This window comes from Streptomyces sp. NPDC059534 (assembly GCF_042743475.1).
Classification (GTDB): Bacteria; Actinomycetota; Actinomycetes; order Streptomycetales; family Streptomycetaceae; genus Streptomyces.
In genome coordinates, this window is the sequence record NZ_JBHWAQ010000053.1 from 1 (window position 1) to 14169 (window position 14169).

Genomic DNA, 14169 nt, shown 5'->3' on the forward strand with positions numbered 1-14169 from the left:
CTTCCCCCCCCCCCCCCGCGGCCGCCCCCGCGGCCCGGCCCCCCCGCGGCCCCCACCCCGGGCCCCCCCCCCGGCCGGGAGGGCGCCCTCTGCGTACGTCTGCCGGGTCAGCGGTTCGACTCGACGGTGACCTTCTCGTCGTTCCTGATCTGCTCGACCAGCTGCTTCACCTTCGGCATGTCCCACTTCAGGGAGTTCTGCGGTGCGCTGCCCGCGAGCGGCATGTTCATGGACTTGCCGTCGCCGCTGTTGATGCCCTTCATCGCGAAGAACATCTTCCCGAGGTCGTACAGCGACATGTCCTTGTCCACGATCAGCGTGTCCAGGCCCGCGCCGAGCGTCGGGTACAGCGCGAACGGGTTGAGGATCGTGCCCGGTGTCGCCGCCTGGTTGGCCAGGGCGGAGAGGAACTTCTGCTGGTTCTTGGTCCGCTGGAGGTCCGACTGGGCGAAGGCGTACCGGGTCCGGACGAACGCCAGCGCCTGCTCGCCGTTGAGGGTCTGCTTGCCCGCCTGGAAGTCGGCGCCGGACTTCTTGTCCTTGAAGCCCTTGTCGATGTTCAGCTCGACCCCGCCGAGCGCGTCCACGATGTTCGCGAAGCCGGCGAAGCCGATCTCCGCGTAGTGGTCGATGCGCAGCCCGGTGTTGAACTCCACGGTCCGCACGAGCAGTTCGGGGCCGTCCATCGCGTAGGCGGCGTTCAGCTTGGAGCCGCCGCGCGCCGGGTACGACTTGCCCGACTCGGAACCGACGAAGCTCGGGATCGTCACCCAGGAGTCACGGGGCAGCGAGACCATCGTGTTCCCGCTGGAGCAGGCCGCGAGGATCATCATCGAGTCGGTCCGCTTGCCCTCGGCGGAGCCGGTGTGCAGCTTCTTCTTCTCCTCGGCCGTCATGCCCTCACGGCTGTCGGAACCGACGATCAGGTACGTCGTGCAGTCGCCCTCCGACGGCCGCTCGATGACCTTGGAGAGGTCGACCTCGTTGCGGATCTGCGAGCTGGCCCAGGCATAGGTGCCGATGCCCCAGGCGAGGACGCCGACGACCAGCACGATCGAACCGATCTTGGCGCGCTTGCGCCAGTCCGGCGCGGGCCGACCGGGCCCCTGGGGCGTGTACGGCGGGGGCGGGGTGCCCCGGCCGCCGCCCTGGGCCCCGCCCTGGGGGCCGCCGTAGACCTGGCCGGTGCTGTAACCGGAGTCGTAGCCCTCGCCCCGGGCCTGCGTGAAGTCGGGGCGGTACTCCTGGCCGTGACCTTGGTCATAGCCCTGGCCGTACCCCTGGCCCTGCTGCGGGTGGCCCTGGTCGTACCGGGGCGGCTGCTGCGGAACCTGCGGGCGCCGCACATGGCTCATCCGGCGAGCGCCCTCGGGCTGGGAGTTCGCGCCGCCGCGGCCGCGGCCGCCGTCTTCGGACCAGTCATTCATGCGGACAGTGTGCCGGTCCGGGCTTTCCCGGCGACAGGCCGGGTGGAACATCGGACCGGTGCTGTTGCCAAGCTGATGCAAACCGGACAGGGGCGAGACCCGGCATATGGTGGAGGGCATGACAGAACAGGGCGATATCCCGGGCAAGCCCACCTCAGCCTCCCGCACCACCCTCAGCCACATCATGACCAGCCACGACACCAACCTCCTCGGGACGGTGCACGGCGGCGTGATCATGAAGCTGGTGGACGACGCGGCCGGAGCCGTCGCGGGCCGGCACTCGGGCGGTCCCGCCGTGACCGCCTCCATGGACGAGATGGCCTTCCTGGAGCCCGTCAGGGTCGGCGACCTGCTGCATGTGAAGGCCCAGGTCAACTGGACCGGCCGGTCCTCCATGGAGGTCGGCGTCCGGGTCATGGCCGAGCGCTGGAACGAATCCACGCCCGCCACCCAGGTCGGCTCCGCCTACCTCGTCTTCGCCGCCGTCGACGCCGACGGCAAGCCCCGCCGCGTCCCCCAGGTCATGCCCGAGACCGAACAGGACAAGCGCCGCAACCAGGAAGCCCAGATCCGCCGCACCCACCGCCTCGCCCGCCGCCAGGCCATCAAGGAACTCCGCGAACGCCGCGCGGCCGAGGGCTACGAGGACTGACGGGCGCCCTGGCGGCGGCCGAAGCGATGACGCGCGGCCACGGCTACGGGCACACCACCCGGTCGCCCGTGACCGCCTCGAACGGGCCGCCCCGCCCCGCGTCCTCCGCCCGAACCCCGCGTACGCCGCGGTAGTCGGCGCCCACCGTCACCCGCAGCGTCCCGCCGCGCCCGGCGACCGGCCGCAGCCGCGCCCCCGGAAGCGCCGCCGCGAGGGACTTCGCCGAGCGGTCCCAGCGGGGGTCGTACTCGACGACGGTGCGGGCCTGCTCCTGCCCGGCCCCGGTCATCGGGGACCGGGTGGTGTCGAAGCCGGTGGCGCGCAGCGCGTCGTCGACCTTCCGGCCGAGCCCGTCCGTCCGCGTCCCGTTGTAGACCTGGACGCGGACGGCGCGCGGCGCCACGTCCACGACGACGTCCTTCGGGGCCTTCGACGAGCCGGCCTCCTTCTGCGGGGCGAGCGGCCGGTCGTCGCGCAGCGCCTGGAAGAGCCTCTGGGCCTTCGCCGCGTCCCACTTCACCGTCGACCCGATCCCCTTCACGGGGAAGCTCATGTCCCCGATCGGCACGGAGACGAACTCCGACGACGCCGGGGTGAAGCCGTGCATGGCCTTGGCGAGGGCCAGCAGCTGATCCGTACCGAAGTCCTCGTCGGCCCGCACGGAGCTCAGCATCGTCGTGGCGACCTCGCGGAACCGCACCGGGTTGAGCAGCACCCCGCCGCTGGTCGTCCGCTCGATGAGCGCCGCCAGGAAGCGCTGCTGGCGCTGCATGCGCCCGATGTCGGCGGCGCCGTCGATGTGCCGGGAGCGCACGTACTGAAGGGCCTGCCCGCCGTCGAGCTCATGGGTGCCGGCGGTGAGGTCGAGCCCGGTGTACCTGTCCTTCACGGCCCGGGTCGTACAGATCTGCACCCCGCCGATCGCGTCCACGGTCCGCATGAAGCTGGTGAAGTCGACCTCCAGGTAGTGGTCGATCTTCACCCCGGTCATCGACTCCACGGTCCGCACGGTCAGTCCGGGCCCGCCCTCCGCGTAGGCCGCGTTCAGCTTCACCGGGTGCGCGTGGTGCTTCCTGCCGCTGGTCAGGTCGGTGTGCTCGGGCATCTCGGCGTACGAGTCGCGGGGCAGGCTCACCACACTGGCCCGCTCCCGGTCCTCGGAGATGTGGACGAGCATCACCGTGTCGGTGCAGTGGCAGGGCGCGCCGCCGAGCCGGTACTTCGCCTTCTCCTCCGGGGTGATCCGGTCGCGGCCGTCGGTGCCGACGACCAGGACGTTCATCCCGTGCCCGGCCTGCGGCCGGTTCTTCATGTCCTTGAAGGGGTCGACCCGGGTGATCCCGGTGTCCAGGCCGGTCACCACGGCGTGCCCGATGCCGCCCGCGGCGAGGACCGTCACGGACAGCGCCGTCGCCATCCGCATCCCCCACCGGGGGCGCCTCCGCCGCCGGCGGACCGGTACGGGACGGGCGCTGGGCCGGGGACGGGGCGTGCGGGGCGGTGTGGGCACGGACGGACACCTCCGCGGGTGCGACAGGGGGAACCGTGAGCACGGTAGGCCCATACGATCAGCGCCAGGGCCCACCACCCGCTCGGCGCGCACCGCTGTCCCCCATTCGCGGTAACGTGGCGGGCAATGAACGCCACGCCCCCCGTCTCCGTGATCATGCCGGTCCTCAACGAGGAGCGGTATCTGCGCACCTCGGTTCGTCACATCCTGGAGCAGGAGTACGACGGCGAGATGGAGGTGGTGATCGCCCTCGGTCCGTCCACGGACCGCACGGACGAGATCGCCGCCGAACTCGTCCGCGAAACCGCATCGGACCAGCGCCGCGTCCACACGGTGCCGAACCCCACCGGCCGTACCCCCGCCGCCCTCAACGCGGCGATCCAGGCATCGCACCACCCGATCGTGGTGCGCGTGGACGGCCACGGCATGCTCTCCCCGAACTACATCGCCACCGCCGTCCGGCTCCTGGAGGAGACCGGCGCGCAGAACGTCGGCGGTGTGATGCACGCCGAGGGCGAGAACGCCTGGGAGGACGCGGTCGCCGCCGCGATGACCTCGAAGATCGGCGTCGGCAACGCCGCCTTCCACACCGGCGGCGAGGCGGGCCCGGCGGAGACCGTGTACCTGGGTGTCTTCCGGCGTGAGGCGCTGGAGCAGCAGGGCGGGTACAACGTGGAGTTCATCCGCGCCCAGGACTGGGAGCTGAACTTCCGCATCCGCGAGGCCGGCGGCCTGATCTGGTTCTCGCCCGAGCTCCGCGTCCAGTACCGCCCGAGGCCCTCCGTGAAGGCCCTCGCCAAGCAGTACAAGGACTACGGCCGCTGGCGCCACGTGGTGGCCCGCTACCACCAGGGCTCCATCAACCTCCGCTACCTGGCCCCGCCGACCGCCGTCTGCGCCATCGCCGCGGGTCTCGTGGTGGGCGCCGTCCTGACCCCCCTCGGCTTCGTCGTCCCGGCCGGCTACCTCGCCGCCATCGCCGCCGGCTCCGTCCCCGCCGGCAAGGGCCTCCCCCTCAAGGCCCGCCTCCGGATCCCGGTGGCCCTCGCCACCATGCACATGTCCTGGGGCTACGGCTTCCTCACCAGCCCCCGCTCCCTCGCGCGGAAGGTCATCGCGAGCCGCCGTCCGGCGGTGCGGACGGAGCGCGTCTGACCGTCCCGTACGCGTCACGGCGAAGGCCGGGCCCCCGTGAGGGGCCCGGCCTTCGCCGTGCGGGGTCGAGCGGGATCAGCTCTTGCCGTCCCATTTGTAGGGATCGAAGATGTACATGCAGTCCTTCGTGTCGCCCCGGAGCACCTCCGCGCCGTCCGGGATGTCACCGGCCTCGGCGGCCGGCCTCTTGTAGACCGTTCCCTCGCGCCAGTCGGCGCCGACGACGAGCGTGATGCCCTCGGTCTTCGCGTCGGCCCGGACGGCCGAGTCGGGCAGCCCGAGCGCCTTGGCCACGGACTGGGCGTTCGCCTTGCCCTGGTCGGCGGCGGACTTGGGGTAGGTGACCACGGTGTCCGCGCGGCTCCCGCCCTCCTTGGAGGACTCGGCCCCCGAGAAGCCCTTGCCCTGGAGGATCTCGGTGATGGCCCGGGCGCGGCCCTCGACGGCCGGCTCGGCGTCGCTGCCGGTGCCGTTCACGACCGTCACACCGAGCGAACCGGGCGCCTCGGCGACGGCCTTCGGCTTGGCAGATGAGGTCGGCTTCGGCTTCGCACCGGCCGGATCGCCGTTCTTGTCGAGCGCGATGTCGTCGCGGAGCATCGCGAACATCTTGTCGGCCGACTTCTGGACGAGGACGTTCTTGTTCCTGTCCTGCGACCACTCGGCCGTCGGGATGTTCGCCGTGGTGAGGCGGTCCAGCTTCACGTTCTTGAGCTGCATCGACAGGTCGAAGAGCCCCTTGACCGATTTGATCTCGTCGGAGACCTGGAGCGCGCTGGTGGCGGTCTCGGCCAGGCCCATGAGGCGGCCGGTGTCGGTCCAGGCGTTCTGGTTCTGGAGCTTCTCGACCATGCCGTTCATGTACATGTGCTGGGCCTTGGCCCGCATCTGGTCGCTGCCGAAGGCGTGCCGGGTGCGCAGCCACTGGAGCGCCTGCTTGCCCTTCACCTCGTGCGTCCCCTGGGGCAGCTTCAGGCCGGAACCGCCGGGCTGCAGTCTGGTCGGGTGGTCGCTGACACCGGACTTCACGCAGACCGGGACGCCGCCGACCTCGTCGGCCATGGCCACCACACCGGCGAAGTCGACCATGATCCAGTGGTCGACGTAGACCCCGGTGAGGCTCTCCCAGGTGGTGAGCGTGCAGCCGGGACCGCCGCGTCCCAGCGTCTCGTTGATCGGCTGGTTGGTGGTGGCCGGGAAGGTCTCGCGGCCGTCGTCGGACTTGCACTCGGGGATGGGCACGACCGTGTCGCGCGGAATGGAGACCACCGAGGCGTTCTTCCGGTCGGCCGAGACGTGCAGCAGCATCTGCACGTCGGCCAGCGGCTTGTTCTCCCGGAGGTTCTTGCCGCCGCCCAGGGCCACGTTCTTGGCGTCCGCCCGGCTGTCGGAGCCGATCAGCAGGATGTTCAGCGGGGTGTCGCCCAGCGCGTTCGGCGCGGCCTTCTTCACGCCGCTGTCACCGCCCGCCCGCGATCCGCCGCGGATGTTGCCGTTCAGGTGCTGGTAGTACAGGTATCCGGCGCCGGCCGTCCCGAGTATCAGGAGCGACAGGGTGATCGCCACCCAGCGCAGCACCTTGCGTTTGCCGGTCTTCTTGGCGCGCCGCCGTGCGGCGGCCCGTCCGACCGCGTCCGTACGGTCGTCGGCCTTGCCGCCGCCGTCACCGCGCCGCCGCGAGGACCTGGTCGACGCGGGTGCGTCGGCCTCCGTCGCCTTCTCGGGAGCGCTCCCGCTCGCGCCGGTCGCCTCCCCGGCTCCGTACAGGTCGTCGTCCCAGCCCAGTTCACGGGCGCGCGGAACGCGTTTCCGCGTTCCCTCCCCTCGCACGCTGTTCTGTCCCACCCCAGGTCCCCTCGTCAGTCAGAAGTACGTCAAGTCCCGGTGTTTCCGGGTTACTTGGCGCACACCTGCTTGTCAGCTGCTACCTTCTCCAGATCCGTCGGCACCTTTGCCGGTCCGGTGATGGGCACCCCCGCGCCCTTGAAGTCGGCGCCGAGGACGAGCGTCATGGGCTCGCGTTCCCCGGCGTTCTGCGTGCCCGGCTTGAGTGCCGTGGCGGGCAGGCCCATCATGTCCGCGAGTTTGCGGGCCTGATCGGCCTGGTTCGGTGCATAGGTGAGCGTGGTCTTCGCCGCCTTCTCGGGGGCGTTGCTCTTGTTGGTGGAGCGCGTCACGCCCTCTTCGTTCTGCAGCCAGTTGAGGGTCGACTGGGCCGCCCCCCGGATGCCGCTGCCGTTGTAGACGTCGACGCGCACCTGGGCGGCCGTGGACCGGGTGCCCTTGAGGAGCGCCGCCTGGGCCTGGGCCTGGGCGTTCTTCGCGTCCTGCTGCTGCTTCTTCACCACGGTGAGCGAAGTGTCGGACTGCAGCACGGCGAAGAGCTGGGCCGCCTGCGTCGGGTGGGGCACCACGGTGATCGGCGTCGGCTCGTCCGGGTTGTCGATCACGGGGAGCGTCGTGAACGCGATGTTCTTCGTGTCGATGCCGGACAGCTCCTTCGCCAGGTCCTCGAGCTTGCCGAGGGACCCTATGCCCTTGTCGACGGTGAGCGCGTTCGTCGCCGCCTGGGCGAGGTCGTACAGCTTCGTCGGGCTGGTGAGCGTCTCGTTGGACTTCATCTGCCGGATCATCGAACTCAGGAACTGCTGCTGGATCTTGATCCGGTCCAGGTCGCTCTTGTTGCCGAAGCTGGAGCGGGTACGGACGAAGGCCAGTGCCTGCTCGCCCTCGATGGTCGATTCGCCGGCCGGCAGCTTCAGGTGCGACTTCTTGTCGTTCACCGGATTCTCGACGCAGACCTTCACGCCGCCGACGGCCGTGGTCAGCTCCTTGACGGCGTTGAAGTCGACCATCATGAAGTGGTCGACGGTCAGGCCGGTCAGCTCCTTGACCGTGCGCATGGTGCAGCCGGGGTCGCGACCGCCCTGGCCGAGGCTCACGTTGAAGCGGGCCTTGTCCTGGCCGGGGATCGTCAGGATCGACCCGTCGGGCTGCCTCGACTGGCACTCGGGAATGGCCGTCATCAGGTCGCGGGGGATGGAGAGCGCCGTGGCGTTCGTCCGGTCCTTGGAGACGTGGAAGAGGATCGTGGTGTCGGCGTGGCCGGGGCTGTTCTTGTCGCCGTAGCCGGCGTTGCCCTCACCGGTCCGCTTGTCGGTGCCGATGATCAGGACGTTGAACGCCTCGCCCTTGCGGAAGCCCTTGCTCTCGGTGCCGATCGGCTCGACGACGTTGATGTTGCCGTCGAGCTTCTGGTAGAGCATGTACGCGCCGGTCGCGCCGCCCACGAGGACGAACGCCATCGTGCCGCCGGTCCACAGCAGGACCTTCTTCTTGCGGGACGCGCCCTGCTTGCGCTTGCGGCGGCTCGCGGGCGTCTGCTGCCCGTCGCCGGCGGGCTCGGAGACCCGGCGGCGACGCTGGCCGGGGACGGGTGCCTCGACGGGGGTGTCGGCGGGTGCGGGTGCGGGAACGGTGGATCTACGGGGCGCGGTCGGCGTCTGCTGTGGCCCAGCGGAGTGGTCCAGTCGCAGTTCGTAGTTGCCGGTCTGCGGGTTGAGTACCCACTGGTCGGCGGGGTCGATCTCGTCCGCCCGTCCACGGCTGTGCGCGTCCACGGTTCCTCGAGTCCTCCGTCGGTGCCACGCGAGGCGCCTCCCCCACAGGGCGCCGCTCTCTCGGTCGTTCGATCCTTGGTGGGTGCGACCACACGGTCGGGGTGCACCGGATCGCGTCACACTATCCGCCCAGTTCAGCGTGGGGCGACGTCCGTGACAAATTCCACGCCCCTTACAACCGGGCAATTTGCTCAAACCTCAACGCTCTCCGCCCTCCCCTTGGGCCGCCCTTTACCCACCGCCCCCATCGGCTTCTGCTACGCGCACTCGGCCTCCGCCGCGTTGCGTCCCGTGAACGTCGGAGTGGGCGACGCCGACGGCGCGTCCGCGTCGTCGGGCTTGCCGTCCGCGCCGGCCTTCCGTCCGTCGTCCTCGCTGCTCGGCGCCACCACGACGGGCCTGTCCTCCCGTAGCTGCCTGAAGAGTTGACTCGCCGCAGGCTGCACCAGTTCGTCCCGGTTCGCGTCGTACGAGTACGAGCGCCGCGGCACCGTGAGGAACTGCACCTTCTCGGTCGGCACGGACCGCATCGCGCGCGCCAGGTCGTACAGGTCCCGCAGCGAGTCGAGCCCCGGGTCGGTGGTGATCGCCTTCGTCGCCGCGTCCAGGACCGGATACAGCTTGGTCGGGTTGAGGAGCACCCCGTCGCTCTGCACCTTGTTGACGAGCGCGCCGAGGAACTGCTGCTGGCGGTCCATCCGATCCGTGTCGCTGCCGTTGCCGATCGACTTCCTGGCCCGTACGAAGCCCAGCGCCTGCTCCCCGTGGAGCGTCTGGCGCCCCGCGGGCAGCTTCAGATGGGCGTCGGCGTCGTTCACCGGCTCCTTGAGGCAGATCTCCACGCCGTCCACGGCGTCCACCATCTTCTTGAAGCCCCGGAAGTCGATCACCATGTGGTGGTCCACCCGGATCCCGGTCAGCTTCTCGACGGTACGGATCGTGCACGCCGTACCGCCGAACTCGAACGCCCAGTTGAACTGCGCGAACTGCTCACGGGTGCGCGTCCCGTCGGGCTTGCGGCAGCTCGGGATCGTCACCATCAGGTCGCGGGGGAGGGAGACCGCGGTCGCGCTCGCGTTCCCCGCCGACAGATGCAGCAGGATCGTCGTGTCGGACCGCTGGGTGCCCTTGTCCTTGCCGTACTTCCGGTTCCCCTCGCCGGCCCGGGTGTCCGAGCCGATGAGGAGGATGTTCCGGGCGGTCGTGGTGCCCGCGGGCGGGCGTTCCTTCTCGTACTTCGCGAGCTCGTCGGCGGCCGTGGTGTCCGTGGTGATGTTGCCGTCGAGCTTCCGGTAGAACCACCAGCCGACCCCGGCCGCGGCCAGCACGACGACCGAGACGCCGAGCGCCGTCCACCGCAGCCAGTGCCGCTTGCGCGGCGGCTCCCCGGGAGCACCCGGGGTACCCGGCTCTCCCGGCTCCCCGGGTCCCCCCGGAGCACCCGGCGCCGCGTCACCGCCGGGCGCCGCTGCGCCCTCCGCTGCCGCCGGGTCCGGTTCGGCGGGCGTCCCTGCACGGTCCGTCACGTCTGGGTCCGTCCTTCATGGCGTCGGCGGCGCGACGGGCGGCCACCGGTCGTTCAGGGAGACGGCCGAGCCCGACGCATGGTTGTGCGGAAGGAGTCGAATCCCCTTGGCCGATCATGTACCGGAGACGGCGCGGGGACCCGGGGACTCGGCGCGGTGCTACGCCGAACGGGCGCTTTCCGGGGTGGGGGCCGGTTCCGGAGCGTGCCGGGCGGGCGCTGGGACGAATCCGCTCGGCCGCTGCGGACCGGAAGGGACGCAGGCGTGTTCGGTGGCCGCGGCTCAGACCTCGGTGGTCGTCACCCGCTCGCTCTCCACCCGCTTGGCGAGGGACTCGGGGGCCAGCCGGTCCAGGTTCCGGCAGAGCACCACGGAGCCGCCGGACGCGAGAGGCGCGTACAGGCCCGTCGAGAGCCCCTTCCAGTCGCCGTACCCCAGACCCGAGAGCAGCCGGGCGCCGGGAGCGAGGCCGAGGGTCGCCGCGTCCGTGCGCGCCTGTTCGACGAGCTGGGCGGCGCTGCGCTCCGCGCCGTCGACGACGAGCGCCGGAGCATGCGGGTCGACGGGGGCGAACGGGGCGAAACGGTCACCCTGGCTCGGCACCTCGACCGCGTAGTCCGCGTATCCGGCGGGCGGGGCGGGGAACCGGCGGCCCAGCGGGGCCAGGGAGAGCGCGATCCGCTCTCCCGAACAGGCGAGACCCGCCTCCAGGGTGTCCGGCCCCGCGACGACGAGGTCGGCGTCCGCGGGGTCGCCGCCGATCTCCGCGGTCACCCCCACGGAAGAACAGGCCAGCAGCCAGACGGCGCTCTGCCAGTGCGCCGGCAGCAGCAGCGCGAGCCGGTCGCCCGGCGCGGCGGACAGTTCGCCCTGGAGCAGATTCGCCGTCTTGGCCACCCAATTGGCGAAGGTGGCGACGGACAATTCCACGCGCTCACCGGTGGCGTCGTCGTAGAAAGTGATCAAAGGGCGGGCCGGGTCCGCGGCGAGCGCGGATCGCAGCAGGTCGGCGGGGGTGCGGTCGCTGGCGTTCACGCCGGACAGCGTACGCGGGCGGGTCCGCCGGGTCCGCCGTACCGGTGACGCCGTCCACCGGTCGGCCCGACGGCCTGTCGGCTTCCCGGCGGATTCCCGGCGCGCGGAACGGCCCGGGGATACGCACGATCGGCCCATGCGTGCCTCACTCGCCTCCTCGATCGCCGTCACCTGCGCGGCGGTGCTCGCCCTGCCGGCCCCCCTCGCCGCCCCGGCGGCGGCCGCGGTGCCCCCGGCGCTCGGGCTGCCACGGGCGGTCTCCGCGCTGCCACCGGCGGCCGCCGCGCTGCCACCCGCGCCCGAACTCCCGGGCTCCACCCAGTCCCTGCCACTGGCTCCCCTCGACGGCTCCACGCGGGCCCTGGGCGACGGGCCGGCCGGCGCGGGCGAACAGGGGCTCACCCGGCGCGACGTCAGGCCGTTCTCGCTCGTCGGCGTCGTCTGGGACGACCCGGCCGCCCCGCTGCACGGCACCGTGCAGGTCCGCACCCGGGCCGCCGGCGGCGGAGCCTGGTCGCCGTGGCAGGACGTCGAGACCCACAACGAGGAGCACGGAGCCGACCCGGGCACCGCCGAGGGCGCCACCCGGGGGCTCCGCGGCTCCACGGCACCGCTCTGGGTGGGCGACTCCGACGGCGTCGAGATCCGGGTACGCGGCGAGGAACCGCTCCCCGCCGGCCTGCGCCTCGAACTCGTCGACCCGGGCGAGGCCCCGGCGGCGGACGCGGCGACGGATCAGGTGACCGGCCCCGCGACGGACGGGACGGTCGGCTCGGCGGCGGCCGCCCGCGCCCAGGGGCGTATCGCCACGCCTCCCCGGAACCGTACGGCCACCGCCCCGGTCGTCCCGGTCGCCCAGGCCGTGCTGAGCGCGGCGGAGGCGGCGGCCAGTGGGGTCAACTCCCAGCTGGCGGCGTTCGGCGCGACCTGGATCCCGGCCCTGTCGAAGGCGGACACGGAGACCGCGGTCCGGCAGGCGCCCGGGCGGCAGGTGGCGCAGGCCCCCGCGGCCCTCGCCGCGGCGCCGTTCATCGGACCCCGCCCCAAGATCATCACGCGCAAGGGCTGGGGCGCCGACGAAAGCCTGCGCGAGAAGGGCTTCGTCTACACCAAGACCATCAAGGCCGCCTTCGTCCACCACAGCGCCACCGGCAACAACTACACCTGCAGCCAGGCCCCCTCCGTCCTGCGCGGCATCTACCGCTACCACGTCAAGAGCAGCGGATGGCGGGACTTCGGCTACAACTTCGCCGTCGACAAGTGCGGAAACATCTACGAAGGCCGGGCCGGCGGCGTGGCCAAGCCGGTCCTCGGCGCCCACACCCTCGGCTTCAACACCAACAGCATGGGCATCGCCGTCCTCGGCACCTTCAGCCAGAGCACCCCGCCGGCCGCCGTCGTCACCGCCGTCGCCCGCCTGACGGCCTGGAAGCTCGGGCTGCACGGGGTGAACCCCAAGGGGGCCGCGTACCTCGTCTCGGGTGGCGGAAACCGGTACAAGAAGGGCAGCACCGTGCGGTTCAACGCCATCGCCGGCCACCGCGACGGATTCGCCACCGAATGCCCCGGCGGACGCCTGTACAACAAGCTCGGAACCGCCCGCACGAGCTCGGCGAAGCTCCAGGGGAGGCTCTGATGGGGGCATAGGGGCAACCGTCTGCATAAACTGACCGGTCATATCGCACGGACGACCGAGACGGGCGTGCCGACGGGCCCCGAACAGGAAGCAGAGACGACAAGGTGACAGAAGCGATCCTCCTGGTCGGTGGCAAGGGCACACGGCTGCGCCCCCTCACGGTCAACACGCCGAAGCCCATGGTCCCGGCGGCGGGCGTCCCCTTCCTGACGCACCAGCTGGCCCGCGCCCGCGCCGCCGGCGTCGAGCACATCGTGCTCGCCACCTCCTACCTGGCCGAGGTCTTCGAGCCCCACTTCGGCGACGGCTCCGCCCTCGGCCTCAGCCTGGAGTACGTCACCGAGGAGGAGCCGCTCGGCACCGGCGGCGCGATACGCAACGTCGCCTCCCGCCTCCACTCGGGCCCCGACGACCCGGTCCTCATCTTCAACGGCGACATCCTCACCGGCCTCGACATCGGGGCCCTCGTCGCCACCCACTCCTCCTCCGGCGCCGACGTCTCCCTCCACCTCACCCGGGTCGAGGACCCGCGCGCCTTCGGACTCGTCCCCACGGACGACACCGGCCGCGTCACGGCCTTCCTGGAGAAGCCCCAGACGCCCGAGGAGATCGTCACCGACCAGATCAACGCCGGCGCGTACGTCTTCCGTCGCTCGGTCATCGACACCATCCCCGCCGGCCGCCCCGTCTCGGTCGAGCGCGAGACCTTCCCCGAGCTCCTCGCCGCCGGCGCGCACCTCCAGGGCATGGTCGACTCCACCTACTGGCTCGACCTCGGCACCCCGCAGGCATTCGTCCGCGGCTCCGCCGACCTCGTCCTCGGCCGCGCCCCCTCCCCGGCCGTCCCCGGCCGCTGCGGCGACCGCCTGGTCCTGCCGACGGCCCGCGTCGCCCCGGACGCCAAGCTCACCGGCGGCACCGTCGTCGGCGACGGCGCCGTCGTCGGCGCGGGTGCCCGCGTCACCGGCTCCACCCTCCTCGCCGGTGCAGTCGTCGAGCCCGGCGCGGTCATCACCGACTCCCTCGTCGGCGCCGGCGCCCACATCGGCGCCCGCACCGTCCTCGCCGGGGCCGTCATCGGCGACGGCGCCCACGTCGGCCCCGACAACGAGCTCCGCGACGGCGTCCGCATCTGGTGCAACACCACCCTCCCCCCTCGCTCCATCCGCTTCTCCTCCGACCAATAACCCCCACCCCACCCCGAACATCCGTCCCCCGGCGCTGCCCCCTGTTGTGCCCAGCACCCCGCCGGGGCACTGCCCCCTGCCCCACGCTGTGGCCAATGCTCCGCTGGGGCGCTGCCCCCCTGTACCCCCACGTTGTGGGCAATCGTTCCGCTGGGGCGGAACGGGTGGGCACAACGGACGGCGCCCCCTGCCGGGCCTAGGCTTCCGCGCCCGAACCCGCACCTGTTGTGCATCGCGCTCCGGGTGCGGGCCCAGGCACAAGGGGCGGAGGCGCCGCCAAGGGCGCCGTCCCGTGTGCCCACCCGTCCCGCCCTGCGGGACGATTGCCCACACGGAGGGTGGTGCGCCGGCACCGGACACCCCGCACTGGCCGCAGCCCCCGGGACCCTCGCGGGACGGGCCCGCCCCGGGCGCCGACCCC

At 71.9% G+C, this 14169-nt stretch carries 10 protein-coding genes; 4 read left to right on the top strand and 6 right to left on the bottom strand.

All coding sequences use genetic code 11. The features are described from left to right. Positions 1-107: 107 nt before the first annotated feature. Positions 108-1427, bottom strand: a complete 1320-nt coding sequence (locus ACFVZH_RS36005) for an LCP family protein (protein WP_384904197.1) — start codon at positions 1425-1427, stop codon at positions 108-110. Between the two features lie 118 nt (positions 1428-1545). Between ACFVZH_RS36005 and ACFVZH_RS36010 the strand changes: the two genes are divergently transcribed. Next, the gene (locus ACFVZH_RS36010) at positions 1546-2079 is read left to right on the top strand and encodes an acyl-CoA thioesterase (protein ID WP_384904198.1); all 534 of its coding nucleotides are present in this window, start codon (positions 1546-1548) and stop codon (positions 2077-2079) included. Between the two features lie 43 nt (positions 2080-2122). Here ACFVZH_RS36010 and ACFVZH_RS36015 read toward each other — a convergent pair whose 3' ends face one another. After that, a complete protein-coding gene (locus ACFVZH_RS36015) occupies positions 2123-3502 on the bottom strand; it encodes an LCP family protein (protein ID WP_384904200.1) in 1380 nt (459 codons plus the stop codon). Positions 3503-3715: 213 nt separating this feature from the next. On the opposite strand from ACFVZH_RS36015, the gene ACFVZH_RS36020 reads away from it, so the two are divergent. Further along, the gene (locus tag ACFVZH_RS36020; protein ID WP_384904201.1) at positions 3716-4744 is read left to right on the top strand and encodes a glycosyltransferase family 2 protein; all 1029 of its coding nucleotides are present in this window, start codon (positions 3716-3718) and stop codon (positions 4742-4744) included. 75 nt (positions 4745-4819) lie between these two features. On the opposite strand, the gene ACFVZH_RS36025 is transcribed toward ACFVZH_RS36020, so the two are convergent. The 4 genes from ACFVZH_RS36025 to ACFVZH_RS36040 form a co-directional block, all read right to left on the bottom strand. Further along, on the bottom strand, positions 4820-6589 hold the full coding sequence (locus ACFVZH_RS36025) for an LCP family protein (RefSeq protein ID WP_384904203.1): 1770 nt from the start codon (positions 6587-6589) through the stop codon (positions 4820-4822). Between the two features lie 50 nt (positions 6590-6639). Beyond that, entirely contained in the window at positions 6640-8364 is a 1725-nt protein-coding gene (locus ACFVZH_RS36030; RefSeq protein WP_384904205.1) for an LCP family protein, read from the bottom strand. 257 nt (positions 8365-8621) lie between these two features. After that, positions 8622-9890: an LCP family protein gene (locus tag ACFVZH_RS36035; protein ID WP_384904206.1), complete on the bottom strand. Its 1269-nt coding sequence runs from the start codon at positions 9888-9890 to the stop codon at positions 8622-8624. Positions 9891-10172: 282 nt separating this feature from the next. Next, a complete protein-coding gene (locus ACFVZH_RS36040; RefSeq protein ID WP_384904208.1) occupies positions 10173-10925 on the bottom strand; it encodes a TIGR03089 family protein in 753 nt (250 codons plus the stop codon). A gap of 136 nt (positions 10926-11061) precedes the next feature. Here ACFVZH_RS36040 and ACFVZH_RS36045 point away from each other — a divergent pair, with 136 nt between their 5' ends. Next, on the top strand, positions 11062-12561 hold the full coding sequence (locus ACFVZH_RS36045) for an N-acetylmuramoyl-L-alanine amidase (protein ID WP_384904210.1): 1500 nt from the start codon (positions 11062-11064) through the stop codon (positions 12559-12561). 104 nt (positions 12562-12665) lie between these two features. Beyond that, positions 12666-13748, top strand: coding sequence for a sugar phosphate nucleotidyltransferase (locus tag ACFVZH_RS36050; RefSeq protein ID WP_384904212.1), 1083 nt, complete (start codon positions 12666-12668; stop codon positions 13746-13748). Positions 13749-14169 lie beyond the last annotated feature (421 nt).